This window comes from Xanthomonas arboricola pv. populi (assembly GCF_002939945.1).
GTDB classification, from domain to species: Bacteria; Pseudomonadota; Gammaproteobacteria; order Xanthomonadales; family Xanthomonadaceae; genus Xanthomonas; species Xanthomonas arboricola_A.
This window is the reverse complement of record NZ_MDEB01000004.1, coordinates 287,722-313,244: the sequence shown is the minus strand read 5'-3', so window position 1 is coordinate 313,244 and position 25,523 is coordinate 287,722. Positions and strand designations below refer to the sequence as shown.

The window sequence follows — 25,523 nt, the reverse complement described above, 5'->3', positions numbered from 1 at the left end:
CCGCCCTCCACCCCGATGGCGCGTGCCTGCGGCAATAATGCCCGGGCACCTTGCCTTGCAGAGACTGTGGCCACTCCCTCCTTCGAAACCCGCCTTAGCCGCCTGTGGGCCCATGAAAAGGCCAGCTATGGCCTGCGCGTGTTCATCGCGCTGGCGGTGGCCATGGGCGTGTGCTGGCACTGGCAGCAGCTCACCGCGGTGCCGGCGCTGTTCCTGGGTGCGATCGCCAGCGCCATCGCCGAGACCGACGACAACTGGCTGGGCCGCATCAAATCGGTGCTGCTGTCGCTGCTGTGTTTCGCCGCCGCCGCCGCGTCGGTGGTGCTGCTGTTTCCGTATCCGCTGGCGTTCGTGACCGGCATGGCGGTGGCGACGTTTTCGTTGACCCTGCTCGGCGCGCTGGGCGAGCGCTACGCCTCGATCGCGCAGGCCACCGTGGCCTTGTCGATCTACGCCATGATCGGCATGGACCAGCACGGCAGCCACGATCCGTCGATCGCCTGGCACGGCGCGGCGCTGCTGCTGATCGGCGCCACCTGGTACGGCGTGCTGTCGATCCTGTGGACGCTGCTGTTCGCCAACCGCCCGGTGCGCGAGCGGCTGTCGCGGCTGTTCTTCGAGCTGGGGCGTTATCTCAGGCTCAAGGCCGATCTGTTCGAACCGGTGCGGCAAAGCGACCTGCATGCGCGCCGGCTGGCGCTGGCCGAGCAGAACGCCAAGGTGGTCGGCGCGCTCAACGCCGCCAAGACCGCGATCATGAGCCGTTTCGGCCGGTCGGGGCGGCCGGGCGTGCAATCGGGCCTGTATTTCCGGCTGTATTACATGGCGCAGGAATTCCACGAGCGCGCCAGTTCCTCGCACTATCCCTACGAAGCGCTGACCGACGCGTTCTTCCACAGCGACGTGCTGTACCGCTGCCAGCGCCTGCTCGCGCTGCAAGGCAAGGCCTGCGCGGCCCTGGGCGAGGCGATCCGCCTGCGCCATCCATTCGACTACGGCGACAACAGCCGCCTGGCCACCGAAGACCTGCGGCAATCGCTGGACTATCTGCACGCGCGTGCCGACCCCGCACTGGCGCGTCTGCTCGGCGCGCTGGAATTGCTGGTGACCAACCTGCAGAGCATCGAACGCAAGCTGTCGGAAGCGGCGCAATCCGATTCCACCAGCGACAACCTCGACACCCGCCTGCGCGACTCCTCGCCGCACACCTTGCGCGAAATGGCCGCGCGTCTGATGCAGCAACTCACGCCCGGTTCGGTGCTGTTCCGCCACGGCCTGCGCATGGCCATCGCGCTGATGGTCGGCTACGCCATCATGCGGTCCATCCATGCCGACAACGGCTACTGGATCCTGCTCACCACCGTCTTCGTGTGCCGGCCCAATTACGGCGCCACCCGTCTGCGGCTGGTGCAGCGTATCGCCGGCACCCTGATCGGTCTGGTCGCCACCTGGGCGTTGATGCAGCTGTTCCCCGGCACCGAAGTGCAGCTGCTGCTGGCGCTGGCCGCCGCGCTGATCTTCTTCATCACCCGTACCGATCGCTACATGCTGGCCACCGCCGGCATCACCGTGATGGCGCTGTTCTGCTTCAACCTGCTTGGCGATGGTTTCGTGCTGATCTGGCCGCGCCTGATCGACACGCTGATCGGTTGCGCAATCGCCGCAGCCGCCTCGTTCCTGATCCTGCCGGACTGGCAGGGCCGCCGCCTCAACCAGGTGATGGCCACGGTACTGGCCAGCTGCGCGCGCTATCTGGCCCAGGTGCTGGAGCAATACGCCAGCGGCATGCGCGACGATCTGCCCTACCGCATCGCCCGCCGCGACATGCATAACGCCGATGCCGCGTTGTCGGTGGCGTTGTCCAACATGCTGCGCGAACCGGGCCGCTATCGGCGCAACCTGGATGCGGGCTTCCGCTTCCTGGCGCTGTCCAACACCTTGCTCGGCTATCTGTCCGCGCTCGGCGCGCATCGCGCCGCGCTCGATGGCGAACACGACCCCGTCATCGCGCGGGCCGGCGACTACCTGCAGCGCACGCTGGGCGAAATCGCCACCGCCCTGCGCGAACGCCAGCCACTGCCGGTGCAAGACGAAAGCCAGGAAATCGCCACCGCCGAAGCGCTGGAGCAGCACGCCGTGCAGCTGCCGCCCAAGCAGCGCCTGGTGCGCGACCAGTTGGCACTGACCCTGCGGCTGTTGCCCAAACTGCGTGCCGCCGCCCTGGCGGTTACCAACGCGCCGGTAGAGGGCGCACCGCGCCTGGCGACCGGTCAGGCCTAACGCGTCGTCGGTGGTGTGCGCGCCGCGTATCCACTGCCGCATCCACGTGAGCGGCGATGCCGAACCATGCGATGCGCGCGCAGGCCACTCCATCCGCTGGCCGCAGCGTCGTTGCGGCAGCCACGCCTACTTCCAGTGCTTGCGCGCCACGCTCAGCCCCACCCAGCCCAGCGCCGCCACCGCCAGCACCGCCCCACCGATCACCACACCGTTCCAGCCGGCCTGCGCATAGGCCGCCGTGCCCAGCGTGGAACCCACCGCACCACCGATGAAATAGCAGGTGATGTAGGCCGAGGTGATGCGATTGCGTGCGTCCGGATTGCGCTGGTAGATCACGCTCTGGTTGGCGATATGCACGCCTTGCACCGCGATATCCAGCAGCAGCACGCCGACGATCAGCAGCGCGAGCGACTGCGGCGCAAACGCCAGCAATCCCCACGACAGCAGCAGCATCACCAGCCCGCCCCAGCTGACCCGATCGCCATGGCCGTGATCGGACCAGTGACCGGAACGATTGGCCGCCAGCGCGCCGGCCGCACCGATCAGGCCGAACAGCCCGATCACCGCCGTGCCATAGCCATACCCAGGCCCGGACAACAGGAACGCCAGCGTGGTCCAGAACATGCTGAAGCCGGCAAAGATCAGCCCGCCCAGCACCGCACGCGAACGCAGCACCGCATCGTCGCGCAACAGCGTCAGCACCGAGCCCACCAGCTGCGGATACGACAGCTGCGCATTGCCAGGATGGCGCGGCAGCCCGCGCCACAGCAGCCAGGCGGTGGCCAGCAACAGGCCGGAGGCGATCCAGTACACCGTATGCCAGCCGCCAACGCCGGCCAGCACCCCGGCCGCGGTACGCGCCAGCAGGATGCCCAGCAACAAGCCGCTCATCACCGTACCGATCACCCGCCCGCGCTCGTGCGGGGCGGCCAGGGTCGCGGCGAACGGCACCAGGATCTGCGCTGCCACCGAGCTGGCACCGGTCACGATCGTGCCGGCCAGCAACATGCCGAAGCTGTGCGAAGCGGCGCTTACCAGCAGGCCCAACGCACTGAGCACGAACAGGCCGACGATCAGCCCGCGCCGCTCCAGCCGGTCGCCCAGCGGCACCAGCAATAACAGCCCCGCCGCGTAGGCCAGCTGTGCGGCGGTCACCACCGCGCCGGCACTGCGCACCTGGATCCCGAACGCCTGCGCCAGCGTTTCCAGCAAGGGCTGCGCGTAATAGTTGCTCGCCACCGCCAGCCCGGTGGCGGCGGCCATCAACATCACCAGCCGGCGCGGCAATGGGGGGGCAATCGGTTCGACGGTCATGGCAGGTGCCTGCTGAAGGAATGGGCGCAGTGTGGGCAGCGACGCGGCATCTTTCCAATGTATTGTTTTCACCGTGTCCATCGTGTTTTGAGATCGCATGCTGACCCTGCGCCAACTGGAGTTCGCCGTGGCCGTGGCCGAGGAAGGCGGCTTCACCGCCGCCGCGCGCCGTTGCAACACCGTGCAATCGGCGCTCAGCCACCAGGTCGCCAAGATCGAGGAAACCCTTGGCGCACGCCTGTTCGAGCGCGGCACCCGTCGGGTGCGGCCCACCGCCGCCGGCGAGGTCTTTCTGCACAACGCCCGCGCCACCTTGCGCGCGGCCGAGCGCCTGCACGAGGAAATGGCCCAGGCCCTGGGCACGGTGCGCGGCCGGCTCACGCTGGGGCAGATCTCCTCGCTCACCACCGTGCAGCTGCCGATGCTGCTGCGCGCGTTTCGCAGCGCGCATGCGCGGGTGGACGTGCACCTGCGCACCGCCATGAGCGAGGCCCTACTGCACGACCTGAGCGAAGGCCGGCTGGATGTGGCGCTGGTCGGCGTCGGCCCGCAGGTCGCGGTGCCGGAACAGCGTCTGCTGCTGCACGAGGAAGCCCTGGCCTTGATCGTGGCGCCCGGCCATCGCTTCGCCACGCGCAAGCGGGTGGCGCTGGCCGAACTGGACGACGAGCCGATGGCCGGGCTGATCGCCGGCGCCGGCGTGCGCGGCATCGTCGATGCGGCCTTCGCGCAGGCCGGCGTGCGGCAGCGCCAGCAATACGAGGTCACCCACGCCGATCTGATGCGCGAACTGGTCGCCGCCGACCTGGGCGTGGGCATCGTGCCGCAGACCATGGCCGCGGCCATGCGCGGGGTGGTGACGGTCGCACTGAAGGAGCGCTTCGGCTTTTCGACCTATGCGGTGTGGCGGCCCGATCCCACCCCGGCCGCCCGTGCCTTCATGGCGCTGCTGCGCGCCCAGGCCGCGCGACGTGCGCCATCGGCACGCGTGCCGCGCTGAGCGCATCGGCCATGCAGCAGCGCGCCGTGGAAGCCTGCTAGGCTGCGCGCGTTCGTAAAGGAAACTGCATGTCCGGTCACAGTCAGTTCGCCCTGCTCAGGCAGCGCCGCTTCTTGCCGTTCTTCGCCGTGCAGGCGTTGGGCGCGTTCAACGACAACGTCTACCGGCAGGCCATCATCGGCCTGTTGTTCTACCTGGGCATCGATGCGGCGCAGCGCACGCTGTACACCAATCTGGCGCCGGCCCTGTTCATCCTGCCGTACTTCCTGTTCTCCGCGCTGGCCGGGCAGATCGCCGAGAAGCTGGAGAAGCAGAAGCTCATCGTGATCACCACCACGATGGAGATCGCGATCATGTCGCTGGCGGCGGTGGGGTTTGTCACCGAGAACATGGTGATCCTGCTGATCGCGCTGTTCTGCACCGGCCTGCAGTCCACGCTGTTCGGGCCGGTGAAGTATTCGATCCTGCCCTCGGTGCTCAAACCGGAGGAACTCACCGGCGGCAACGGCCTGGTCGAGATGGGCACCTCCATCTCGATCCTGTGCGGCATGATCTTCGGCGGGCTGATCTTCCAGATCGCCGGCAGCCACGGGCCGGAGGCCGCGGCCACCGCGGTCATTGCCATTGCCGTCACCGGCAACCTGGTCGCGCGGCTGGTGCCCAAGGTCGATGCCGGCGCGCCGGAGCTGACCATCAACTGGAACCCCATCCCCGAATCGCGCGCCATCATGCGCCTGACCCGGCGCACGCCGGCGGTGCGCAACGCCGTGCTCGGGGTGTCGTGGTTCTGGTTCGTCGGCACCGTGCTGACCGCGCAGTTGCCGACCTACGCGCAGATCAATCTTGGCGGGCAGCAGGACCTGTACGTGTTCGCGCTGGCGCTGTTTTCGATCGGCACCGGCGTGGGTTCGCTGCTGTGCGAACGGCTGTCCGGGCGCACCGTGGAAATCGGCCTGGTACCGCTGGGCGCGTTCGGCATCAGCGCATTTCTGCTGGACCTGTATTTCGCGCGTCCCGGTGCCGCGCCTGCCACCGATCTGTCGATCGGCCAGTTCGTGCAGCAGGCCGGCAGCGTGCGCCTGATCGTGGATCTGGTCGGCATCGGCCTGTTCACCGGTTTGTTCGTGGTGCCGTTGTTCGCGCTGATCCAGAGCCGCACGCCCAAGGCCGAACTCTCGCGCGTGATCGCCGGGCTCAACATCCAGAATTCGTTGTTCATCGTCACCGCCGCCATCATCGGCATCGCGCTGCAGTTGCCGCAGCTGGTGCTGTTGGGCGTGCGCATTCCGCTGCCGGGCCTGAGCATTCCGCAGGTGTTCCTGGCCCTGGCGCTGGCCAATACGCTGGTGGCGCTGTGGATCTTCACCCTGGTGCCCGAGTTCCTGATGCGCTTTCTCAGCTGGGTGCTGGTGAGCGTGTTGTACCGGCTGCGCGCGCGCGACATCGACCGCCACGTGCCCGACGAAGGCGCCGCACTGCTGGTGTGCAACCACGTCAGCTACATGGACGCGCTGATCCTGTCGGCGGTGATCCCGCGCCCGGTGCGCTTTGTCATGTACTACAAGATCTTCCGCATCCCGGTCATGCGCTGGATCTTCCGCACCGCCAAGGCGATCCCGATCGCCGGCGCGCGCGAAGATCCCGCGCTGATGCAGCAGGCCTTCGACCGTATCGATACGGCGCTGGCCGACGGCGAGCTGGTGTGCATCTTCCCCGAAGGCGCATTGACCCGGGATGGCGAGATCGCGCCGTTCAAATCGGGCGTGGAAAAGATCCTGCAACGCCGCCAGGTGCCGGTGATTCCGATGGCGCTGCGTGGCATGTGGTCGAGCATGTGGAGCCGCCGCGACACCCGCCTGGCCCGCATGCGCGTGCCGCGCCGGATGCGCGCGCACATCGAAGTGGCCGCCGCGGCAGCGGTTCCCGGCAACGCCGCGACCGCCGCGCTGCTCGAACAGCAGGTCCGCGCACTGCGTCAGGATCAGCCATGAGTGTGGCCGCGCGGGCTTTGCGTCCGTCGCGTGCCGCGAGTAGCCTGTGCGCCATTGCACGTATTGCCGCCGCGCTCGCCTAGCGGGCGCGACAAGAAGGACCGGGGGAAGTCGTCGTACGCCACATCATCGTGCCAGACGCGTTCGCCGTGACCGGCGGACGCTGCCTGCGCGGCCCGTCACTGCCTTTCCCCACGCGCTGCACCATCTCGCTGTTGTTTACCACTCGCTGTTGTTTACCACCCAAGGAGCTTCACCATGAGTGCCATCCCACCGCCGATCCATCCCTCGTCCAGCGCCGCACCCGGCCCGGTCCCCAATCACCTGATCTGGGCGATCGTCTCCACCGTGCTCGGCTTCTGCCTGTGCTGCCCGGCCCTGATCAGCGGCATCGTGGCGATCGTGTTCTCCAGCAAGGTCAACGGCCTGCTCAACCAGGGCGACATCGACGGCGCACGTCGTGCCTCCAACACCGCCAAGACCTGGTGCATCGTGACCAGCGTGCTGGCCGTGATCGGCCTGCTGATCAACATCGGCATGGTGGCCACCGGCGGCATGCAGGGCTACATGGACTACATGCAGCAGTTGCAGCACATGCGGTAATGGAACTGCGTCCACGCCATTGGCTTGGACTCGGGGCGGCCACCAGCGTGGCCGCCTTCGGCGTGTCGTTGCTGTATCGCTTCGATCCGAACGTGAGCAACAGCCCGTTCCCGCCCTGCGTCTTCCGTGCCGTGACCGGCTGCTACTGCCCCGGTTGCGGCATGACCCGCGCGCTGTATGCGCTGGTGCACCTCGATCTCCCCGGCGCCTTTGCCATGAACCCGGCTGCGGTGCTCGGCCTGTTCACCCTGCCCGGCCTGATCGCCTGGAAAGCCGGCTGGCGCGCGCGCTGGTTCGCACCCGTCGTGGCCGTCATGTCAGAGCCGAAGTTCTGGTTATGGGCGTTGCCGATGTATTGGGTTGCACGGAATTTGCCGTGCTATCCCTTTACGCTGCTGGCACCGGGTTAGCCGCGAACAACCGCTTGATGCGGTGATATTGCAACGCGCGGCGGCGCGCCACGCATCACGGCGCCTACCGCACCCATCCGGCAATCACCAGCAACGCCAGCACCACCATCCATAACAGCAGCACGCGCCAGACCAGGCTCATCGCATCGCGCACTTCCGGCAGGCGGCGCCAAACCGGCACCAGCCCCGAATCGGTGTAGTCGTGCGCTTCCTCGCGCAGCTCGGCGCTGACGCTGGCACGCGCCACCGCACCGAGAAAATGCGGCTCCAGCGACCAGCGGTTGCCATGCGCCTGCAGCCAGGCGCGAAACACCGTATCGAAATTGCCCACCAGCGCCATCGACACCGTGATCAACTGCGCCACCGGCCATTCCAGCGCGGCCAGCAGCCAGCGCGCGCCGGCCAGATTGCGTGGCGGCAGCAGCACCGACAGCGGGCTTTCCACCGCCAGCGCCGTCAGCCGGTACAGCACCGCACCGAACGGCCCCAGCAGCAAAAACCACCACAGCACTGCGAACCAGCGCCGCAACCCGTTGACCACCACCGCTTCCACCAGCGACGGCGCATCCTCGTGCACGCTGCCGCCGGCTGCCTGCAATTGCGCAATCGCATCGCGGCGCGCGCCCGGCGCGTCGGCGTCGATCACCGCTTCCACATCGCGGTCCAGGTCGCGCGGCCCCCAGGTCCAGGCCAGCACCGCCACACCGAACAGCAAGGCCCAGAACCCGCGCCACACGTCGTCCAGCAGCCATTGCAGCAGCAACACCACCAGCAAGGCCGGCAACAGCGCCAGCGCGACGCCATAGCGCCCCTGCCACACACCGCGCCCGGCCGCATGACTGTCCAGCCGGCGCAGCCACTGGCCGAACCATTCGAAACGCCGCAGCCGCGCCACCTGAGCGGGCGCCAGGTGGCCCAGCGCAAGTGCGACGACGACAGCAACCAGGGTGGTGAACATGGGTGGGCCTCCTCAGCCGAGTCTAGCCGAGCCGATGTACGCGCGCCCGATCTGCCTGCGCTGCAGCGCTCGCCCCGGCTCAACCATGCGCGCGATGCCAATGCTCGATCAGCGCACGCGCAATGGAAATGCGCGGCGGCAGCCCGATCTCGCCTTCGCCGTCCAGGGCCGCAGTGACCTCGGCATGGCTGACCCAGCGCGCATCTTCCAGCTCACCGGTGACCTGCGGCACTTCGCTTGCCGCAGCGCGCGCGCTGAAGCCCAACATCAACGCGCCCGGGAACGGCCACGGTTGCGCGCCCAGATAGTGGCAGTCCTGCACGTGCACGCGGGTTTCCTCGAACACCTCCCGCGCCACGGTCTGCTCCAGCGACTCGCCGGGTTCGACAAAGCCGGCAAGCACCGAGTAGCGCCCCGGCGCCCAGCTTGCCTGACGCCCCAGCAACAAGCGCGCGCCATCGCTGACCGCCACGATGATCGCCGGGTCCACGCGCGGGTAATGCTCGGTCTGACATTGCGTGCAATGGGCGATGAAGCCGGCCCGGCGGAACGCGATCGCCCCGCCGCAGACACCGCAAAAGCGCGTGCGCGACTGCCAGTGCAGCATCGCGCGTGCATAGGCGAACGCGGTGGACATGTCTGCCGGCCAATCGGCGGCAGCCTGGCGCAGGTCGATGCGCTGCGGCGCTTCCACACCAGGCACATCGGACGGCAGGCAGAACCAGCCCACGTCATCGCGCAGCCCAAGAAAGATCGCTCCGTCCGGCCCGTCGCCAAGCACGGCACCGTCCATCAGCAGCGGCCGGCCATCCGCGTCGGCCAGCGCAGTGCCCTTGGCATCGAGCAGCAGCACGCGGCCTTGCGGCCACAGACGCGCCAGCGCATCGGGATCGTCACGCAGCAGATCGCCACGATCCAGCGGCGCATGGGTGAAGGCAAAACCGGAGGTTGAAAAAGAAGACTCTGACATCGGCGCAAGCCTGCCGATAATCGGCATCGCCCGCAAGCAGCGCACCACGGATGCGGGCCCGGCTGGCGGCGCGCGTTCAGACGTCGACACGGCCCGGCACCAGCGCGGGGCATGCGTACAGCATGGCGGTCGCCGTACGCACTCCAGCTCACGCGCACGAAGCTTGCGCGCGCATGGCAAGACCCGCAGCACGCAAATGTTTACAGCGCGTCAGACGTGCACATCGATAGCGCGTAGCGCTATACCAACCCCTTGGCGATCATGCACGGATCGCATCGATCGGCGTTTTAAAATCCGCCCGGCTAACGGTGTCGGTGTCGGTGTCACGAGACACGCTTCGCACTTCGCATCCGAAACACACAGCGCGCGCAAGCGACACACAGCGTGAGGCCCTATCGCCACACTCACGCCGCTGACGCAATCGCTACACCGTGTTGAACCTGAGAAAGCAGCAGGCAGCAGATCGCCGCAACTCGACCGCCGCATCAGACACAAGCGCCCGAACGACGGCAACCGCGTTGCGTCAGACGCTGAAGCTGCTACCGCACCCACAGGTGGTCTTGGCGTTCGGATTGCGGATCACGAACTGCGCGCCGGTCAGGCTTTCGGTGTAGTCCACTTCGGCCCCCATCAGGTACTGCAGGCTCAGCGGGTCGACCAGCAACGTCACCCCGTCGGTGGCCACGGCCAGGTCGTCCTCGGCGCGGTTCTCGTCGAACTCGAAGCCGTACTGGAAGCCGGAACAGCCGCCACCCTGGATATAGACACGCAACGCCAGCTCGGCGTTGCCTTCTTCCTGGATCAGCTCGCGCACCTTGCTGGCGGCGGCCACGGAAAAGTTCAGCGGCCGGTCGATGGACTGATAGTCCGGGGCCGGGGCGGCGGTGGGAAGCGAAACGAGCGTGCTCATGGCATCAGCATGGGGGCCAGGCGGGCCCACTTCAAGCGCTGCCTGCCAAACCCGACACCCCGCTTCAGCCGCAGGCCACGCCCTCAGGCGTCGGCAGGCTCGGCCTGCAAGGCCTTGACCAGCTCGGCGCGGCCGACCTCCGGCGCCGGCAACGCAGCGGTCGCCCCGGCGGTGGCGGCATGGATCAGGCGGCCGGTGAGCTGCGCGCCGGCGCTCATCTCCACCACCTGGTAATGCACATTGCCCTGCACCCGCGCGTTGGCGGCCAGTTCGACCCGCTCGGCAGCATGCACATCGCCGGTCAACTGGCCGTTGATGATCACCACCGGCGCGCGCACCTCGCCTTCGATGCTGCCCTGCTCGGCCACCGTCAAGGTGGCGCTGGCGCCGTCGTCCGCAATCACCTTGCCCAGGATGCGGCCTTCCACATACAGCCCGCCACTGAACATCAGGTCGCCGCGGATGACCACCTGCGGCCCGATCAAGGTGTCGACCACGGTCTGCGCACCACGGTTGGATTTGTTTCCGAACATGAGCTACTCCCCCGCGCCATTCCCGGCGACTTTCCAATCGAATGTCTGATTGACCGGCGCCCCATCGCCGCTCAGGGAGATTTTGACACGTTGCGGAGTGAAATCCTCCGGCAGGATCACGCTGCCGTCCAATTGCTGGAAATAGCGAAACGAGTACGGCTGCCCGGCAGCGTCAGGCTTCTGATGCAGCTCGTTCCAGCTCACCGTGACCAGCTTGCCGGCACGCACGCCTTCCACCGCAAAACGCAGCTGGCCCTGGCTGATCGCGCCGCGGTTGAGGTTCTGGGTCAGCACCACGCTGTAGTTCCAGGTGCCGCCGGCCTCGGCGGTGAATTGCACCGAGTGCGCGTTGAGCCCCTTGCGCTGCGCGGTGGAGCCCACCAGGCGCTCGTAGAACGCCACATCCGCGCGCAGTGCGGCGATCTGTTCGTCGCGCTCGGCCAGCGACGCCTGCACCTCGGTGTTGGCGGCGCGGCTGATCTTGTCGGACATCGCCAGATTGACCTGACGCTGCTGCAACTGCGCGATCTGCCGACGCTGCTGAGCCTGACTGCGCTGCGCCTGCTGCAGTGCCGCCTCGGCCTCGACCAGACGCGGCGCGGCAGTCCGGCTGGCCATCCACCACGCCCCGCCCAGCGATGCCAGCCACACCAGCGCGATCACCGGCCACAGCCAGCGGCCGCTGGAACGGCCACCGCCGGGGTCACGTTGGACGATCTGAATGCGTGCGGCTGGTCGCATGGGCATCGGGTCCGGACGGGCCGGCGCAGTCATGGGCGGCGTAGTGTGCCAGAGCGTCGGCAACCGCCGCGCTGGCGCTGGACCGGCGGTTATCCGATAGTTCCGCATTGTTCGCAGGAAGCAACGCCATGAGCGAAGCCCATCTGTTCGTGATCGGCATCCTGCTGGCCTGGTTGGCCGGCATCCGTGTCTATCTCACCGTCTTCGGTGTCGGCCTGGCCGGCCTGCTCGGCTGGATCGAGCTGCCGCCCGCCTTGCATCCGGCGCAGTCGTGGTGGGTGCTGGGCACGTCCGGTGCACTGGCGGTGGCCGAATTCTTCGCCGACAAGATCCCCGGCGTGGATTCGGGCTGGGACCTGTTGCAGACGCTGGCACGCGTGCCGGCCGGCGCCTTCCTGGCCGCGGCCACGCTGTCGCCGGATGGCGATCTGAGCACGGGCGTGCTGGCCGCCGGCGCCGGCGTGGCGCTGACCAGCCATACCCTCAAGGCCGGCACCCGCGCCTTGCTCAACACCTCGCCGGAACCGGCCAGCAACTGGGTGGCCTCGCTGGCCGAAGACACCATCGCCACCACCGCACTGGCGCTGGCACTGGCGCACCCATGGCTGGCGCTCAGTATTGCGGTGGGCTCCAGCGTGCTGGCCACGCTGGTGGTGTGGTGGGTGTGGCGATTGCTGTGGCGGGGCATGCGTCGGCTGGTTGCGCCGATACGCTCTGCCACCACGCCGGCTGCACGTCGCTCTCCGCTATCGTGAAGTTCATCGCATAATCATCGCGACTGCAGGGAGTATCGATGGCCGCCCGAGATCCGGTTCCTTTCACCCGTGACGACACCGCCACGCGTAATCGTCCACTGCGCGCCGAGACGCCGCCGGCCGACTATTGGCACCGCTGGGCCGACGAGGCCGCAGCGGCGTCCAACCTGGCTGAGCCGGTAAGCGCGGCCATCATTCGGGCGCCTGCGCTCGCTGCCGGACCCGCATCGATCGTGCCGATGGCGCCGGTGCAAGCCGTTGCATCAGGCAGCAGCGCCGACGCGACTGCAGCAGCGCCGACGCCATCGGGTACCTCAACGCCGCGCGAGGGCGATGACAACGTCGCCGCCGATGCGCCGTACCGCGTGCTGATCGTCGAGGACGACCGCTCGCAGGCGCTGTTTGCGCAGAGCGTGCTGCACGGCGCCGGCATGCATGCGCGGGTGGAAATGACCGCCGCCAGCGTGCCGCAGGCGATCCAGGACTACCACCCGGATCTGATCCTGATGGACCTGCATATGCCCGAGCTGGACGGCATCCGCCTGACCACCCTGATCCGCCAGCAGCCCGGCCAGCAATTGCTGCCGATCGTATTTCTCACCGGCGACCCGGATCCGGAGCGTCAGTTCGAAGTGCTCGACAGCGGCGCCGACGATTTCCTGACCAAGCCGATCCGCCCACGTCACCTGATCGCCGCGGTGTCCAACCGCATCCGCCGCGCACGCCAGCAGGCGCTGCAGCAGGCCGGCGAACAGGTCAGCGTGCGCAGCAATCCGGAAACCGGCCTGCCGACGCGCGGTCGCGTGATGGAACTGCTCGCCGATGCGCTGGCGCGCAGGCAGGCCGGCGGGCTGTTCTTCATCGAAATCGCCAGCGCGCTCGGCCTGCGTGAGCGCTATGGCTATGCCGCCTACGAGCGCCTGATGACCCAGGCCGGGCATCGCCTGGCCAGTGCCGCGCACCCGTACCCGCTGGCACGCCTGAACGACAACAGCTTCCTGCTGCTGGGCGTGGACATGCCCGAAGCCAACCTGGAACAACAGGCGCTGGAAATCCGCCAGCGGCTGTCGGCCCATGCCTTCCCGGTGCGCGAAGAAGAATCGGTGCACGTGCGCTGCGCCATCGGCGTGGCAGCATTGGGCCGCGGCTTCGACGACACCGGCAGCGCGCTGGAAGCAGTCGAGCGCACCGCGCTGCAGGCACGCCTGCGCAGCGACGGCGTGCAGGCCTATCTGGCCCCCAGCCAGGCCGAACAACAGGAGCAACTGCGCCTGGTCGAAGGCCAGCTCGAACTGGCGTATCAACCGATCGTGGCGGTGGCCGGCGGCGACACTGCGCAATACCAGGTGCTGCTGCGGCTGCGCCAGGCCGACGGCACGCTGCTGTCGGCAGGCCAGGTGATTCCCGCCGCCGAAGCGGCCGGACGCATCGCCGATCTCGACCAGCAGGTCATGGACCACGCGCTCGGCCTGCTGCATCTGTACCAGCATGCCCATCCGCCGCTGCGGCTGTTCGTGTCGCAGTCGCCGCGTACGCTGGCGCGCGATGCCTTTGCCGACTGGCTGCTCAAGGCGCTGGTCGAGCGCGGCGTGGCCGGGCAATCGTTGATCGTCGACCTGCGCCTGGACGATGCCTTGATCCACGCGGTCACCGTGCAGCAGTTCTGCGCCAGATTGATGCCGGTCGGCGTGCAGTTCTGCCTGAGTCAGTTCGAGCCCGGCGACGAGGCCAACGCGCTGCTGAGCCAGCTGCCGCTGAGCTTCGTGCGCATGGCCAGCCGTTTCGCCGATGCCCACGGCAACGCGGCAGTCCGCGATGAACTGCGCAGCGTGATCAATATCGTCCACCAGCACGGCCTGCTGATCATCGGCCAGCGCATCGAAGACCCGCAGGCCGCCGCGGCGATGTGGATGAGCGGCGTGGACTTCATCCAGGGCAACCTGGTGCAGACGGTCGGCAAGGAGCTGGACTTCGACTTCACGAACGCGGTGCTCTGAGTGACAGCGCGGGCAGGAGGCCTTCGCGCCTGGAGCAGCCTGGCCGTGCTGACCGCGCTGGTTGCAGCGCTGGGTGTGGGCCTGCAGTGGTCGGCCATCGACGGGCCGTGGCGCGCAGTGACGACGGTATCTGCAGCACTGGCAGTGGTGTTCGGTCTATGCGCCGCAGTTGCCAACGACCGCAGCGCGCGCACGCAGCACGCACTGGCGCAACGGCTGGAAGAAGCCGACGTCGCCCGTGAGCGCCTGCAGCAGGAGCTGCGGCGCCACGGCGAGCTCGAACAGGAACTGTTGCGGGCCAAGCAGGCCGCCGAGGCCGCCACGCTGGCCAAGGGCGAATTCCTGGCCACCATGAGCCACGAGATCCGCACCCCGCTCAACGGCATCATCCCGATGCTGGAACTGATCTCCAGCGGCCAGCTCAGCCTGGACCAGCGCGACATGCTGCAGACCGCCACCGGCAGCTCGCTGCAGTTGCTGCGCATCGTCGACGACATCCTCGACTACTCCAAACTCGAAGCCAACAGGCTCGAACTGGAGATCACCACCTTCAACCTGCGCGAGTTGCTCGACGGCGTCGTGCAGCTGTTGCAGCGCACCGCAGAAGGCAAGCAGCTGCGCCTGGGGCTGGATATCGAGCCGTCGGTACGCCTGCTGGTGCGCGGCGACCCGATCCGCCTGCGCCAGGTGCTGGGCAACCTGATCGGCAACGCGATCAAGTTCACCGAGCGCGGCAGCGTCGACATCCAGCTGCGTCGCCTGGGCGAAACCCGCGCCCAGCATCTGCTGCGCTTCCAGGTGCGCGACACCGGCATCGGTATCGCCCCGGATCAGCAGGCACGTCTGTTCCGCTCCTTCGCCCAGGCCGACGCCTCCACCACGCGCCTGTACGGCGGCACCGGTCTGGGACTGGCGATCTGCAAGCGCATCATCGACTTGATGGGCGGTCGCATCGGCGTGGAGTCCGAGCCCGCGCGCGGCGCCACGTTCTGGTTCGAAATTCCACTGCTCAAGGTCATCGGCGATCTGCAGCAGAACACCGGTGCCGATGCCGCGCCGGTGATGGTGATCAGTTCCGACACGCGCCTGTCGCAACGCCTCAAGCACCTGCTCGACAGCTGGGGCGTGTCGCACCTGCTGATGGAAACCACCCAGGAAGCGCTGGAACGGCTGCGTCGCCACAGCGACAGCGAAGGCTTTCGCTGCGTCATCGCCGACCACGACACGCTGCGCTACAGCGCGCGCGCCCTGCATCGCGCACTTGTCCGTCCGGACGACCTCAGCGGCGCGCGCCTGATCTGGCTGTACGGCGACGAGCCGGTGCCGTCCGAGCTGCAGGACAATGCCACCCTGGTACCACGCCAGAGTCCGGACGAAACCCTGCGTTCGCTGGTGCTTCCGCCCGATCCAAGGCCGGCCCACGCGGCCACGCTGGCCGCGGCGATGATTCCCGAGCCGATCACGCCGGCGCTGGCCAACGCGCGCGAAGTGCGCATCCTGTTGGTGGAAGACAACCCGGTGAACCTGCTGGTCGCGCAGAAACTGCTGGCCGTGCTCGGTTTCGACGCCGACACCGCCACCGATGGCGAAGCCGCGCTGAGCAGCATGGAGTCCACCCGCTACGACATGGTCTTCATGGATTGCCAGATGCCGGTGCTGGACGGTTATGCCGCCACCCGCCGCTGGCGCGCGATGGAAACCGAAAGCGGCGGCCGCCCGATCCCGATCGTGGCGATGACCGCCAACGCCATGGCCGGCGATCGCGAGCGCTGCCTGGCCGCCGGCATGGACGACTATCTGTCCAAACCGGTCGCGCGCGAGCAGCTCGACGCCTGCCTGCAACGCTGGCTGCCACGCCAACCGCTGTTGCCTGGCCCGGCCACTGGCAGCCAGGCCGACGTCGATCCCGAAAGCGCCAGCGCCGCCGCGCAGGCGCGCGCCCTGCCGATCCTGGACAACAGCGTGATCGATGAGCTGTACGAGGTGGCGGGCGCGGACACCGCCACCATCCTGCGGCTGTTCCTGGAAGATGCGCCGGGCATCATCGAACACCTGGAAACCGCAGCCGCCAATCGCGACAGCATGCAGCTGCGCGACCTGGCGCATACGCTCAAATCCTCCAGCGCCAACGTCGGCGCCCAGGCGCTGGCCAATGCCGCGCGCCGGATCGAACTGGCCGCGCGCACCGGCACCGTCGAACGCCCCTCGGTGATGGTGGCGCTGGTCATCGCCGAATACGCACGCGCCCGCCTGGCACTGCTCGGCCAGGTCGCCCGCCTGCAAGCCGGAACCCGCGCAGCCGGCTGAACCGCGCAAGCCTGGAGCCGACGACAAGAACCGGCCAGGCGACGCAGTCGAAGACATTCCGCGAAGAAAAATCTCGCCCCTCTCCCGCCGGGGCGAGAAGGCACGGTTTGCGCGCCACTGGCGCGCGTGCCCTGCAGCGCCCGCGTCGCAATCGCGGGCCGGGGCGCGGGGGTTGGGGTGAGGGTGCGCGCGAAGCCACATGCGGACAATCACAGCTACGGCACAACACCCATGCACCGCCCACAGCGCCTGCATGCTCCCCCGCAGTGCAAGCGCTTACTGACTCCCCTCTTGCGCTGATTTCAACACAACGCTGACCAGCACCGCACTGAGCGTCCTCAGTCGTCCAGCTTGGTCAGCAGGTAATTCGGCTCGCCGATGCGCGCCACCAGATCCAGTTGCGTTTCCAGCCAGTCGATGTGCTCTTCTTCCGACTCCAGGATGTCCACCAGCAGCTGGCGGCTCACGTAGTCGTTGACGGTCTCCGCATAGGCCACCGCCTCGCGCAGCACGGCGACCGCCTCGCGCTCCAGCGCCAGATCGCAGCGGAACATCTCGGTGGGGTTCTCGCCGATACGCAGCTTGCCCAGCGCCTGAAAATTCGGAAGCCCTTCGAGAAACAGGATGCGGTCGGACAGCTTGTCCGCATGCTTCATCTCGTCGATGGATTCCTTGTACTCGTGCTCGGCCAGCTCTTTCAGGCCCCAGTTCTTCAACATCTTGGCGTGCAGAAAGTACTGGTTGATCGCAGTGAGTTCGTTGTAGAGCACCTTGTTGAGGTACTCGATGACCTTGGTATCGCCCTTCATGCGATGTCTCCGAGACAGTGAGCCGGCCGCACTGTAGCGTGTTGCCGCAGCGCATGAAGGAACGCGAATCGTGATCAGTTGCGGGACGCTTGTCCGATCCCGGATGGGCCGTCATCCGGCCTGCAGCGGGAACGACGCGCCCATCGATCTCCGTCGAACAGTCACTCCAGACTGTGGAGCGAACCATGACTGCAGTCGATCCTGACCAACCACGTGACCGCCAGCAGCCAGGAAAGCGACCGACCGACAGCGCATTGGTGGCGCGGGGGACGGCTTCAGTGGGAGCCGCCCCCCCCGGCAATCCGCTCTCGGCATCAGCTATCAACAGCGCCCCGGAGAACGCTCAGGCAGCGCTGGCAAGCCCGAGCATGGGCAGCGGCAGGGCGCGACTCGCATGGGCCTGGCTCAGCACGTCGCCCGCCATCTCCAGGCACGACCCACAGTTCGAACCACAGCCGGTGCGCATGGTCAGCTCGGCCAGGCTGGCGCAGCCATTCTCGGCCGCTTCGCGGATCTGGTGGTCGGTGACCCCATTACAGATGCAGACGTACACGGTATCGGTCGGGTGCTGGCGATCCGGAGAGGACCGGCACTGATTCCACCGCAAACGAGAATAGGTGTCAATTCCAAACGTTAATCATTATTAATCCGTACCGCACGAGGCCCGCCCCGCTTGCGTGGACGCTTGCGCGGACTGTCGTGCCCGGCCGCGCTGCTGCCTGGCAACCAGGCCTCCAGCGCGCGCTCGGGCATCACTCCAACCGCCGCGGAGCCCGCGATGGTCTGCGCCAGTGGAGCCAGATGGCGCAGCGCGCGCGCATAGACCCCGCGCTTGAACATCACCACATGCTCGACCGGGTACCAGAAATCCACCCAGCGCCAGTGATCGAACTCGGGCGTATCGGTGTGGTCGAGCTTGAGATGAGATTCGTGGCCGGTGAACTGCAACAGGAACCACACCTGTTTCTGGCCAATGCAGACCTGACGCTCGTTGCGCCGTACTGCCCGGCTGGGCAGGCGATAGCGCAGCCATCCAGGGGTCGCACCGAGCAATTCGACATGCTCGGGCAACAACCCGGTTTCTTCGCGCAACTCGCGGTACATGGCTTCTACGGGTGTCTCGTCGGTATTCATGCCGCCTTGCGGGAACTGCCAGCCGTCCCTGCGCACACGTCGTGCCCAGAACACCTGACCATCCTCTCGCATCAGCACGATGCCGACGTTTGGCCGGAAACCGTCCGGATCGATCACGATGCGGACTCCTGAAAATCTACTGTCACCGACTCTGCCACGGCGACGGCCGGCTCACAAGCTGAAAACGAAATGCTTGACAACAGGCAAGCGCTTGGTAAGAATTGCCGGCTCCCTAGGCTATGTAGCTCAGCCGGTTAGAGCACAGCACTCATAATGCTGGGGTCGGTGGTTCGAGTCCACCCATAGCCACCAAGGTGTTCATGCACACACAGGCATGCAATAATCTTGGCCCAACACGTTTTATTGCCCCGTCGCCAAGCGGTAAGGCACCTGACTCTGACTCAGGCATCGGTGGTTCGAATCCATCCGGGGCAGCCAAACACAGAAGGTCCGATCTGACGATCGGGCCTTTTTTGTTGCGCGATCACCTCTGCCCGGCATCCGCGCAGCCAGCGAGGATGTATCGCACACGCAACTACGCCGTCCCGAGGCCGGACTAGGGATCGCTGCAGGCGACGACCCCACCCCGCCCTCGTCGGGAATGGATGTTGCGTCAGCCAGGCGCCCAGCAGAGAGGCACTACCCTCAGAACTGACCACTACGCAAGCATCACGCTTGCCGCTGCGCAAGCGCCGCCACCGCTAGCACGTGGCACGAGATGGCCATCCAGCGCTTGCGAAAACACCAGGCCCGGCCAAGGAAAAACCTGCCTCGCAACACGGCACGTCGCAGGCCGCCGATGTCAGGCTCTCAATGCGCAAACCCCAAAACGACAAAAGCCCGGCATGGCCGGGCTTTTGAAGCAGGCGCCCGGGCGAACCGGGGCGCAGCAAACGCGATGGATTAGCGCTTGGAGAACTGGGTTGCGCGACGGGCCTTGTGCAGACCGACCTTCTTACGCTCGACTTCGCGGGCGTCACGGGTCATGAAGCCGGCCTTGCGCAGCTCGGACTTCAGGGTTTCGTCGTATTCGACCAGTGCACGGGCGATGCCCAGACGGATCGCACCGGCCTGACCGGTGGTGCCGCCGCCGGAGGCGGTGACCAGGATGTCGAAGCTTTCGGTGTTCTTGGTGAGTTCCAGCGGCTGACGCACGATCATGCGCGCAGTCTCACGGCCAAAGAACTCGTCCAGCGGACGGTCGTTGACGGTGATGTTGCCGGTACCCTTGCGCAGGAACACGCGAGCGGTGGAGGACTTGCGGCGGCCAGTGCCGTAGTTTTGCGTGATAGCCATGATTAGATATCCAGAACTTGCGGCTGCTGGGCGGCGTGCGGATGCTCGGCACCCGAATAGACCTTGAGCTTGCGGTACATGGTGCGGCCCAGGGGGCCCTTCGGCAGCATGCCCTTGACGGCGATTTCGATCACGCGCTCCGGGTGGCGCTGCAGCGCCTGCTCCAGGCTCTCGGTCTTCAGGTTACCGATATAGCCGGTGAAGCGGTGATACTTCTTGTCTTTCAGCTTGTTGCCCGTGACCACGATCTTTTCGGCATTGATCACCACAAGGTAATCGCCGGTATCGACGTGCGGGGTATAGACCGGCTTGTGCTTGCCGCGCAGACGGCGAGCCAGTTCGGTGGACAGACGGCCGAGCGTCTTGCCGGCGGCGTCAACGAGATACCAGTCGCGCTGGACGGTCTCGGACTTGGCGGTGAACGTAGTCATGAGAAAACTCTTGAGTGGTCGGGCGGATTGCAGCGGCAATGACCGCTGGAACTTTGCCACGCGTTGTGAAGGCGAAACAGAAGAGGCGGGATTGTACGGGACGGCACAAGGCCACGCAAGTCGCCGGCTGGTCGGAGCTCTGCGGGTTGGCAGCGGGTCGGTCCGGGGGCCAGAATCGGCGCATGACCCAGATCTCCTCTTTCCGACTGCATGGCCCGCTCGACCGGCTGCTGGTCGAAGCGCAACGCGCGCTGGACACGGTATTCGGCAATCCGCCCGCCGAGCGGCCCAACCCGGCCGCAGACACCCCCGACGTCGCACTGGAACCGGACCAACGTCGCCACGCCGCCGGGTTGATGCGGATCAACCATGTCGGCGAGGTGTGCGCGCAAGGCCTGTATTTCGGCCAGGCCGCTGTCGCCCGCGATGCCCACACCCAGCACCATCTGCTGGAGGCGGCGCAGGAGGAAACCGACCATCTGGCCTGGTGCGCCGACCGCCTGCACGAGCTGGGTAGCCGCCCCAGCCTGTTCAACCCGCTCTGGTACGCCGGCAGCTATGCCCTCGGTGCCCTGGCCGGATTGCGCGGCGACGACTGGAGCCTGGGCTTCGTGGTCGAGACCGAGCGCCAGGTCGAAGCCCATCTGGATGAGCATCTGGAAACCCTGCCGGAGATCGACCAGCGCAGCCGCGCGATCCTGCGCGTGATGAAGATCGACGAGGCACGCCACGCCGACCAGGCCGAACAGGCAGGCGCACGCAGGCTCCCGACCCCGATCCCCAGCGCCATGGCCCTGGCCTCCAAGCTCATGAAGACCGTCGCCTACCGGCTGTAGCCGGCGAGGATTGGGGGCTGGCTACACCTAGCAACCCAGGCCCCACACCTCGCAACGCCCAACTGGAGCATAGCCCCCTTTGTTAAGGGGGCGCGCCGAAGGCGCGGGGATAGGATGCTGCGGAGTGGGGCCCAAGGTTTGCGTAGCAAACCTTGGGGGGCAGGCCCACGCAGTGGGACTGACTACGCGTGGGGCCCAAGGTTTGCGTAGCAAACCTTGGGGGTCAGGCCCACACAGTGGGACTGACCACGCAGGACTGACCACGCCTACCCAACCAGCTTCAGCCCGATCACGCCGGCCACGATCAGGCCGATGCATGCCAGACGCGACCACGACGCGCTGTCGCCGAACAGCGCGATACCGGCGATGGTCACGCCCAGCGCGCCGATCCCGGTCCAGATCGCATAACCGGTGCCTACCGGGATGGTCTTCAGCGCCTGGGTCAGGAACCACAGGCTGATGCCCGCCAGACCGATCGTCAGCACCGTCGGCCACAGGCGGGTGAAGCCGTCGCTGTACTTCAGGCCCATGGCAAAGCCGATCTCGAACAGGCCGGCCAGCAGCAGATAGATCCAGGGCATCGCATCACTCCTCACTTGAAAAACGCACAAAAAAAAAGCGGCCCAGTGCTTGCACACTGGGCCGCCGTCGGCTGTGGAACGCGAGGTCGTCGCGTGGCGGGCCGTCCCGCCTTGGTTCTTTCGCGCGCCTGCAGGCAGGTCGCGCAACCGCTCGCTCGCTGCGCTTATTCGCTCAGGTTGCGCCCGTGAAACAGTTCCTCGATCTCGCGCTTGAGCAGCGTTTCGATCTTCATGCGCTCCTTGAACGAGAGGTTCTTGGCGCGCTCCTCGAACAGGTACTGGTCCAGGTCGAAGTCCTTCAGGTGCATCTTGGTGTGGAAGATGTTTTCCTGATAGACGTTCACGTCGAACATTTCGTAACGCGACTTCACGTTCTTGGCGAGGAAGTGCTGGATCGAGTTGATCTTGTGGTCGATGTAGTGCTTCTTGCCCTTCACATCGCGGGTGAAGCCACGGACGCGGTAGTCCATGATCACGATATCCGACTCCAGACTCTCGATCAGGTAGTTCAGCGCCTTCAACGGCGAGATCACGCCGCAGGTGGCGACGTCGATGTCGGCGCGGAACGTGGCGATGCCTTCCTGCGGATGCGTCTCGGGGTATGTATGGACAGTGATATGACTTTTGTCCATATGAGCAACCACAGCATCGGAGATCAGCTCCTTGCCGGCCTGCTTTTTGTCGATGACGGGCTCTTCCGAGATCAGGATCGTGACCGATGCGCCCTGCGGATCGTAGTCCTGACGTGCGATATTGAGGATGTTGGCGCCAATGATCTCGGCAACATCGGTCAGGATCTGCGTCAGACGATCGGCGTCGTACTGCTCATCGATATATTCGATGTAGCGCTGACGCTCCTCTTCGGTACGCGCGTAACAGACGTCGTAGATGTTGAAGCTCAACGCCTTGGTGAGGTTGTTGAACCCCTGTAGCCTCAGGCGAGGCAACGGCTTGACCACGTCGGTCTGTCCTTATGGAAGGCGGGAAAGGAAACAATTATGAGCCAAAGATCCCAGCAACGAAATGCCGATGTTAAGAATGGTTTACCTTGCATGACTCATGCCGTTAAGCTTCAGAAATTACACGCGGAACTACCATGAGCCCAGGAAACACGACGGTTGTGACTACGACGGTACGTAACGCTACCCCCTCTCTGGCGCTGGACGCGGGCACGATCGAGCGTTTCCTGGCGCACAGCCATCGCAGGCGCTATCCGACCCGGACCGATGTGTTCCGGCCAGGAGACCCGGCTGGCACCCTTTACTACGTGATCAGTGGCTCGGTGAGCATCATTGCCGAGGAAGATGACGATCGTGAGTTGGTGCTGGGCTACTTCGGTAGCGGCGAGTTCGTCGGCGAGATGGGGTTGTTCATCGAATCCGACACCCGCGAGGTGATCTTGCGCACCCGCACCCAGTGCGAGCTGGCCGAGATCAGCTACGAGCGGCTGCAGCAGCTGTTCCAGACCAGCCTGTCGCCGGATGCGCCCCGCATCCTGTACGCGATTGGCGTTCAGCTGTCCAAGCGGCTGCTCGACACCACAAGGAAAGCCAGCCGCCTGGCGTTCCTGGACGTGACCGACCGCATCGTGCGCACCCTGCACGATCTGTCCAAGGAGCCGGAAGCGATGAGTCACCCGCAGGGTACCCAGCTGCGCGTGTCGCGACAGGAGCTGGCACGGCTGGTGGGCTGTTCGCGCGAAATGGCCGGGCGCGTGCTCAAGAAGCTGCAGGCCGACGGCCTGCTGCATGCACGCGGCAAGACCGTCGTGCTCTACGGCACCCGCTAAGCGGTCGTGGTCGCGGCTGGTGCAGTGCTGCACCAGCCGCAGCTTGAACCGCATGCCGCACGGCATGCGGACTGATGCAGCCGGGCGCGCTCCGCTGTAACGTGCCGCGTGCGCGCTGTGCATTGCCAGCGGATTGCCCTTCCCTGCTGCTTCGGCGGGCTTGGCGTGACCAATAAATGTCAGTGAACAGCCGCCAGATGCGCGCCAAGCCAGCGGTGTGTCCGCGCGGTAGCTGCCGGGTTCGAATGCCTGCCGCGCCCGCCAGGATGCGCGCCGCTACCGGCGCCAGGCGCTACAGCGCCTTGCCACCGCGATCGCGACACCCCCAGTTGAGGATCGGCGTGCCCGCCGGCAGCACCTGCCGGAACAGCGCTTCGCGATTGGCCTTCGGATTGACCACCACCGGCGCGCGCGCCGCCTTCAACAGCGGCAGATCCGCGGTGCTGTCCGAGTAGGCGATGGCGATGTCGGCATAGCCGCGCTCGCGCAGCATGCGCATCTTCTCTTCGTTGTGGCAGTGACGCCGCGCGGTGACCGCGCCCAGGCGGGGGCCGACCAGGCTGCCGATCACCGGCACGTCCTGATGCGCGACAAAGCCGAGAATCGCGCGCGCCAGTTCCGGCGGCGCGCCGGTGGCCACCACCACACGGTCGCCGGCAGCCCGGTGATCGGTGAACACCTTCAAGGCGTGCGGCAACAAGCGCTGCCGGATCTGCACTTCGTGCTTGAGCACGTACGCATCGATGAAACGGTTGAACTCGCGCGTGCGGTGCAGACCGAAGGTGGCGATCCACACATAACCGGATACGCCGCGGCGGCGGGTCGGCAGCGTCGCCACCATCGGACCGAGGATCGGCGAGGCCAACAGCGCCACCAGCAGACGCAACGGGTTGCGCTTGATCAGCCAGGCGAACAGATGGCTGCCGGAGTCGCCGTCATACAACGTGTGGTCGAAATCGAAGACCACCAGCGGTGCGTCGTCGCGCGGTACGGGATACGCCTCAGTCATGCGCAAAGAATAGCTGACGCAGCGACTCGCCGGGTTCGGGCGCGCGCATGAAGGTCTCGCCGACCAGAAACGCGTTCACGCCGTGGCTGCGCATCAACTGCACATCGGCGGGAGTGACGATGCCGCTTTCGGTGACCAGGATGCGGTCGCGCGGCACGGCCGCGCGCATGTCCAGCGTGGTCTGCAGCGTCACTTCGAAGGTGCGCAGATTGCGATTGTTGATGCCCACCAGCGGCACCGGCACCTGCACCGCGCGCTCGAGTTCGTCGATGTCGTGCACTTCCACCAGCACGTCCAGGCCCAGCTGCATGGCCAGGCCGGAGAGCTCGGCCAGCTGCGCATCGTCCAGTGCCGAGACGATCAGCAGGATGCAATCGGCGCCGAGCACGCGCGCTTCGTAGACCTGGTAGGGGTCGACGGTGAAGTCCTTGCGCAGCACCGGCAACGTGCAGGCCTCGCGCGCCTGTTGCAGATAGGCATCGGCGCCCTGGAAGAAGTCCACGTCGGTCAGCACCGACAGGCAACTGGCGCCTCCGAATTCATAGCTGACCGCGATGTCGGCCGGGTGGAAGTCGGGCCGGATCACGCCCTTGGACGGACTGGCCTTCTTCACTTCGGCGATCACCGCCGGCTCGCCGGCGGCGATGCTGGCCTGCATGGCGTTGGCAAAACCGCGCGTGAGCGGCAGGTCGGCGCTGCGCGCGATCAGCTCGGCCAGCGGCACGCGCACACTGCGCTCGGCGATTTCTTCGGCCTTGCGGGCAAGGATGGTGTTGAGGATGTCGCTCATCGTATCGGGTCCTGGCGGGCGGGCATTATCGGTCAAGACGGCCGCAACTGACCGCCACGCGCCAGCGCGCAGCATGCCA

The 25,523-nt window shown here is 66.5% G+C and carries 25 protein-coding genes and 2 tRNA genes; 12 read left to right on the top strand and 15 right to left on the bottom strand.

Features of this window, described 5'->3' with window-relative positions:
- Positions 1 to 66 precede the first annotated feature (66 nt).
- Entirely contained in the window at positions 67 to 2,280 is a 2,214-nt protein-coding gene (gene yccS / locus XaplCFBP3123_RS13605) for a YccS family putative transporter (RefSeq protein ID WP_104534513.1), read from the top strand.
- A 126-nt stretch (positions 2,281 to 2,406) separates the two neighbouring features.
- Here yccS and XaplCFBP3123_RS13600 read toward each other — a convergent pair whose 3' ends face one another.
- Positions 2,407 to 3,594 (bottom strand): MFS transporter, encoded by a 1,188-nt coding sequence (locus XaplCFBP3123_RS13600; protein ID WP_104534512.1) that lies wholly within the window; start codon positions 3,592 to 3,594, stop codon positions 2,407 to 2,409.
- 97 nt (positions 3,595 to 3,691) lie between these two features.
- Between XaplCFBP3123_RS13600 and XaplCFBP3123_RS13595 the strand changes: the two genes are divergently transcribed.
- The 4 genes from XaplCFBP3123_RS13595 (at position 3,692) to XaplCFBP3123_RS13580 (ending at position 7,598) form a co-directional block, all read left to right on the top strand.
- Positions 3,692 to 4,594 (top strand): LysR family transcriptional regulator, encoded by a 903-nt coding sequence (locus XaplCFBP3123_RS13595; RefSeq protein WP_104534511.1) that lies wholly within the window; start codon positions 3,692 to 3,694, stop codon positions 4,592 to 4,594.
- A gap of 68 nt (positions 4,595 to 4,662) precedes the next feature.
- Positions 4,663 to 6,585, top strand: a complete 1,923-nt coding sequence (locus tag XaplCFBP3123_RS13590) for an MFS transporter (protein ID WP_104534510.1) — start codon at positions 4,663 to 4,665, stop codon at positions 6,583 to 6,585.
- Positions 6,586 to 6,843: 258 nt separating this feature from the next.
- Entirely contained in the window at positions 6,844 to 7,188 is a 345-nt protein-coding gene (locus XaplCFBP3123_RS13585) for a CD225/dispanin family protein (RefSeq protein WP_104534509.1), read from the top strand.
- Complete coding sequence (locus tag XaplCFBP3123_RS13580; RefSeq protein WP_104534508.1) at positions 7,188 to 7,598, top strand: DUF2752 domain-containing protein; 411 nt, start codon at positions 7,188 to 7,190, stop codon at positions 7,596 to 7,598. Before XaplCFBP3123_RS13585 ends, XaplCFBP3123_RS13580 begins: the two co-directional genes overlap by 1 nt.
- A gap of 64 nt (positions 7,599 to 7,662) precedes the next feature.
- On the opposite strand, the gene XaplCFBP3123_RS13575 is transcribed toward XaplCFBP3123_RS13580, so the two are convergent.
- From XaplCFBP3123_RS13575 to XaplCFBP3123_RS13555, 5 genes are all read right to left on the bottom strand, one after another.
- On the bottom strand, positions 7,663 to 8,556 hold the full coding sequence (locus XaplCFBP3123_RS13575) for a hypothetical protein (RefSeq protein ID WP_104534507.1): 894 nt from the start codon (positions 8,554 to 8,556) through the stop codon (positions 7,663 to 7,665).
- Positions 8,557 to 8,635: 79 nt separating this feature from the next.
- Complete coding sequence (gene nudC, locus XaplCFBP3123_RS13570) at positions 8,636 to 9,526, bottom strand: NAD(+) diphosphatase (RefSeq protein ID WP_104534587.1); 891 nt, start codon at positions 9,524 to 9,526, stop codon at positions 8,636 to 8,638.
- Positions 9,527 to 10,049: 523 nt separating this feature from the next.
- The gene (gene erpA / locus XaplCFBP3123_RS13565) at positions 10,050 to 10,436 is read right to left on the bottom strand and encodes an iron-sulfur cluster insertion protein ErpA (RefSeq protein ID WP_024938186.1); all 387 of its coding nucleotides are present in this window, start codon (positions 10,434 to 10,436) and stop codon (positions 10,050 to 10,052) included.
- 83 nt (positions 10,437 to 10,519) lie between these two features.
- Entirely contained in the window at positions 10,520 to 10,969 is a 450-nt protein-coding gene (locus XaplCFBP3123_RS13560; RefSeq protein WP_104534506.1) for a bactofilin family protein, read from the bottom strand.
- A 3-nt stretch (positions 10,970 to 10,972) separates the two neighbouring features.
- Positions 10,973 to 11,710 (bottom strand): DUF6776 family protein, encoded by a 738-nt coding sequence (locus XaplCFBP3123_RS13555; RefSeq protein WP_104534505.1) that lies wholly within the window; start codon positions 11,708 to 11,710, stop codon positions 10,973 to 10,975.
- 128 nt (positions 11,711 to 11,838) lie between these two features.
- Between XaplCFBP3123_RS13555 and XaplCFBP3123_RS13550 the strand changes: the two genes are divergently transcribed.
- Genes XaplCFBP3123_RS13550 through XaplCFBP3123_RS13540 form a run of 3 tightly spaced genes read left to right on the top strand, consistent with a single transcriptional unit; the run spans position 11,839 to position 16,769 of the window.
- A complete protein-coding gene (locus XaplCFBP3123_RS13550; protein WP_104534504.1) occupies positions 11,839 to 12,465 on the top strand; it encodes a DUF4126 domain-containing protein in 627 nt (208 codons plus the stop codon).
- Positions 12,466 to 12,503: 38 nt separating this feature from the next.
- Complete coding sequence (locus XaplCFBP3123_RS13545) at positions 12,504 to 14,462, top strand: EAL domain-containing protein (protein WP_172453258.1); 1,959 nt, start codon at positions 12,504 to 12,506, stop codon at positions 14,460 to 14,462.
- 39 nt (positions 14,463 to 14,501) lie between these two features.
- On the top strand, positions 14,502 to 16,769 hold the full coding sequence (locus tag XaplCFBP3123_RS13540) for an ATP-binding protein (protein ID WP_104534585.1): 2,268 nt from the start codon (positions 14,502 to 14,504) through the stop codon (positions 16,767 to 16,769).
- Between the two features lie 338 nt (positions 16,770 to 17,107).
- On the opposite strand, the gene bfr is transcribed toward XaplCFBP3123_RS13540, so the two are convergent.
- From bfr to XaplCFBP3123_RS13525, 3 genes are all read right to left on the bottom strand, one after another.
- Positions 17,108 to 17,578, bottom strand: coding sequence for a bacterioferritin (gene bfr / locus XaplCFBP3123_RS13535; RefSeq protein ID WP_005990707.1), 471 nt, complete (start codon positions 17,576 to 17,578; stop codon positions 17,108 to 17,110).
- Positions 17,579 to 17,921: 343 nt separating this feature from the next.
- Complete coding sequence (locus XaplCFBP3123_RS13530) at positions 17,922 to 18,131, bottom strand: (2Fe-2S)-binding protein (protein WP_024938191.1); 210 nt, start codon at positions 18,129 to 18,131, stop codon at positions 17,922 to 17,924.
- 80 nt (positions 18,132 to 18,211) lie between these two features.
- A complete protein-coding gene (locus XaplCFBP3123_RS13525) occupies positions 18,212 to 18,829 on the bottom strand; it encodes an RNA pyrophosphohydrolase (RefSeq protein WP_024938192.1) in 618 nt (205 codons plus the stop codon).
- 118 nt (positions 18,830 to 18,947) lie between these two features.
- Here XaplCFBP3123_RS13525 and XaplCFBP3123_RS13520 point away from each other — a divergent pair.
- Positions 18,948 to 19,024: transfer RNA gene (locus XaplCFBP3123_RS13520), tRNA-Met, on the top strand.
- 52 nt (positions 19,025 to 19,076) lie between these two features.
- Positions 19,077 to 19,150 (top strand) — tRNA-Gln (locus tag XaplCFBP3123_RS13515).
- A gap of 465 nt (positions 19,151 to 19,615) precedes the next feature.
- Here XaplCFBP3123_RS13515 and rpsI read toward each other — a convergent pair.
- Together rpsI and rplM are read right to left on the bottom strand one after the other, a co-directional pair.
- Positions 19,616 to 20,008 (bottom strand): 30S ribosomal protein S9, encoded by a 393-nt coding sequence (rpsI, locus tag XaplCFBP3123_RS13510; RefSeq protein ID WP_016902423.1) that lies wholly within the window; start codon positions 20,006 to 20,008, stop codon positions 19,616 to 19,618.
- Positions 20,009 to 20,010: 2 nt separating this feature from the next.
- Positions 20,011 to 20,439, bottom strand: coding sequence for a 50S ribosomal protein L13 (rplM, locus tag XaplCFBP3123_RS13505; RefSeq protein ID WP_003483082.1), 429 nt, complete (start codon positions 20,437 to 20,439; stop codon positions 20,011 to 20,013).
- A 182-nt stretch (positions 20,440 to 20,621) separates the two neighbouring features.
- Here rplM and coq7 point away from each other — a divergent pair, with 182 nt between their 5' ends.
- Positions 20,622 to 21,275 carry a 2-polyprenyl-3-methyl-6-methoxy-1,4-benzoquinone monooxygenase gene (gene coq7 / locus XaplCFBP3123_RS13500; protein ID WP_104534503.1) on the top strand — a complete coding sequence of 218 codons (654 nt, stop codon included), beginning with the start codon at positions 20,622 to 20,624 and terminating at the stop codon, positions 21,273 to 21,275.
- A 266-nt stretch (positions 21,276 to 21,541) separates the two neighbouring features.
- Here the strand turns inward: coq7 and XaplCFBP3123_RS13495 are convergent, their stop codons facing one another.
- Complete coding sequence (locus XaplCFBP3123_RS13495; protein WP_003483069.1) at positions 21,542 to 21,856, bottom strand: DMT family transporter; 315 nt, start codon at positions 21,854 to 21,856, stop codon at positions 21,542 to 21,544.
- A 164-nt stretch (positions 21,857 to 22,020) separates the two neighbouring features.
- Positions 22,021 to 22,815 (bottom strand): adenosylmethionine decarboxylase, encoded by a 795-nt coding sequence (gene speD, locus XaplCFBP3123_RS13490; RefSeq protein ID WP_005990692.1) that lies wholly within the window; start codon positions 22,813 to 22,815, stop codon positions 22,021 to 22,023.
- A 137-nt stretch (positions 22,816 to 22,952) separates the two neighbouring features.
- Here speD and crp point away from each other — a divergent pair, with 137 nt between their 5' ends.
- Positions 22,953 to 23,645 (top strand): cAMP-activated global transcriptional regulator CRP, encoded by a 693-nt coding sequence (gene crp, locus XaplCFBP3123_RS13485; protein WP_024938194.1) that lies wholly within the window; start codon positions 22,953 to 22,955, stop codon positions 23,643 to 23,645.
- A 292-nt stretch (positions 23,646 to 23,937) separates the two neighbouring features.
- Here the strand turns inward: crp and XaplCFBP3123_RS13480 are convergent, their stop codons facing one another.
- Both XaplCFBP3123_RS13480 and trpC read right to left on the bottom strand, forming a co-directional pair.
- Positions 23,938 to 24,654 (bottom strand): haloacid dehalogenase-like hydrolase, encoded by a 717-nt coding sequence (locus XaplCFBP3123_RS13480; RefSeq protein ID WP_104534502.1) that lies wholly within the window; start codon positions 24,652 to 24,654, stop codon positions 23,938 to 23,940.
- Positions 24,647 to 25,519 carry an indole-3-glycerol phosphate synthase TrpC gene (gene trpC / locus XaplCFBP3123_RS13475; protein WP_429001629.1) on the bottom strand — a complete coding sequence of 291 codons (873 nt, stop codon included), beginning with the start codon at positions 25,517 to 25,519 and terminating at the stop codon, positions 24,647 to 24,649. Before trpC ends, XaplCFBP3123_RS13480 begins: the two co-directional genes overlap by 8 nt.
- Positions 25,520 to 25,523: the final 4 nt, after the last annotated feature.